The 2,033-nt window shown below is 67.8% G+C and carries 2 protein-coding genes; both read right to left on the bottom strand.

From position 1 onward, the window contains the following. Window positions 1-1,196, bottom strand: a 1,196-nt coding sequence (ntrC, locus tag VFM98_RS07010; protein ID WP_325109192.1) for a nitrogen regulation protein NR(I), incomplete at its 3' end; no start/stop codon positions are given. Between the two features lie 37 nt (window positions 1,197-1,233). Beyond that, window positions 1,234-2,033: nitrogen regulation protein NR(II) (gene glnL / locus VFM98_RS07005; protein ID WP_325109191.1), on the bottom strand; the 800-nt coding region annotated here is incomplete at its 5' end.

Genomic DNA, 2,033 nt, shown 5'->3' with positions numbered 1-2,033 from the left:
GGTGCCACCGGCGCCGGGGACGACGGCGTCCCACCCGTCCCCACTTCCGGTGGCAGGTCCTTCGCTTCCACCAGTTGCGCCGGCGCCATCACGGTGAGCCAGTGGCAGATGTTCTCCAGCTGGCGCACGTTGCCCGGGAAGGAGAAGGACATCAGCTTGTCCAGCGCCGCATCGGCGATGCGCTTGGGCTCCACGCCCAGCTGCTGCGCGCTTTGCTGCAGGAAATGGCGCGCCAGCATCGGCACGTCCTCGCGCCGCTCGCGCAGCGCCGGCAGCCGCAGGCGGATCACGTTCAGGCGGTGGAACAGGTCCTCGCGGAACACGCCCTCCTTCACGCGCTGCTCCAGATCCTGGTGGGTGGCCGCGATCACGCGCACGTTGGCCTTGACCGCGTTGTGGCCGCCCACGCGGTAGAAATGGCCGTCCGACAGCACGCGCAGCAGGCGCGTCTGCAGGTCGAACGGCATGTCGCCGATCTCGTCGAGGAACAGCGTGCCGCCTTCGGCCTGCTCGAAGCGGCCGCGCCGCATGGTCTGCGCGCCGGTGAAGGCGCCGCGCTCGTGGCCGAACAGCTCCGACTCCAGCAGGTCCTTCGGGATCGCCGCCGTGTTGATGGCGACGAAGGGGCCGCCCGCGCGCGGCGAGTGCTTGTGCAGCGCGCGCGCCACCAGCTCCTTGCCGCTGCCCGATTCGCCCGTGATCATCACCGTCACATTGGACTGCGACAGCCGCCCGATGGCGCGGAACACGTCCTGCATCGCAGGCGCCTGCCCCAGCATCTCGGGCGCTTCTTCCATCCGCTCCTCGGCCACCTCCTCGCGCTGGCTTTCCTCCACCGCGCGGCGAATGAGCTCGATCGCCTTCGGCAGGTCGAAGGGCTTGGGCAGGTATTCGAAGGCGCCGCCCTGGAAGGCGGAGACGGCGGAGTCGAGGTCCGAGAAGGCCGTCATGATGATGACGGGCAGCCCCGGATGCTTCTCCTTCACCTTCGTGAGCAGGTCCAGCCCGGAGGTGCCGGGCATGCGGATGTCGCTCACCAGGATCTGCGGGCCGTTCTCGTCGTTCTCCGCCTCGAGCGCGCTCAGCACCTCCCTGGCGCTGGTGAAGCTGCGCGTGGGCAGGTCCTCCCGCATCAGCGCCTTCTCGAGCACGAAGCGGATGGATTGGTCATCGTCAACGATCCAGATCGGCTTCATGTTCTCCTTCTTCACCCCAGGTCGGCAGGTCGTGGTCTCAAGGCAGGGGGATCAGGATCTTGAAATCCGTCCGCCCCGGTGTGCTGTCGCACTCGATCAGGCCATGGTGCTGCTGCACGAAGGTCTGCGCGAGCGTGAGCCCCAGGCCCGACCCGCCTTCCCTTCCCGACACCAGCGGAAAGAAGATGCGGTCCTTGATCGCATCCGGCACACCAGGCCCGTTGTCGATCACATGCAATTCCAATGCCAAACGATAGCGCTGCTTGCCGAAGGTGACCTGCCGGCCGATGCGCGTGCGGAACGTGAGCTGCGCATCGCCGGCGGCGATGCGTTCCGCCAGCGCCTGGCAGGCGTTGTGCGCGATGTTCAGCACGGCCTGGATCAGCTGTTCGCGGTCGCCGCGGAACTCGGGGATGGAGGTGTCGTAGTCGCGCACGACCTTCAACCCCTTGGGGAACTCCGCCAGGATCAGCGAGCGCACGCGCTCGCACACCTCGTGGATGTTCACGTCGCCCACCACGTGCGGCCGGCGGTGCGGCGCCAGCAGGCGGTCGACCAGCGTCTGCAGCCGGTCGGCCTCGTGGATCACGACGCGCGTGTACTCCTTGAGCGACGGATCGATCTCCATCTCCAGCAGCTGCGCCGCCCCGCGGATGCCGCCGAGCGGGTTCTTGATCTCGTGCGCGAGGTTGCGGATCAGTTCCTTGTTGGCCTGGGCCTGGTCGATCAGGCGCTCCTCGCGGTCCTGCCGGGTCTGCGCCTCCAGCGGCAGCAGTTCGACGATGAATTCGTCCTGCACCTCGCTCTGCGCCAGCACCACGTGCACGGGCAGGGGTT

Source organism: Ramlibacter sp., from assembly GCF_035706265.1.
GTDB lineage: Bacteria > Pseudomonadota > Gammaproteobacteria > Burkholderiales > Burkholderiaceae_C > Ramlibacter.
Note: the sequence above shows the minus strand (reverse complement) of the source record. Positions and strands in the feature narration are given on the sequence as shown.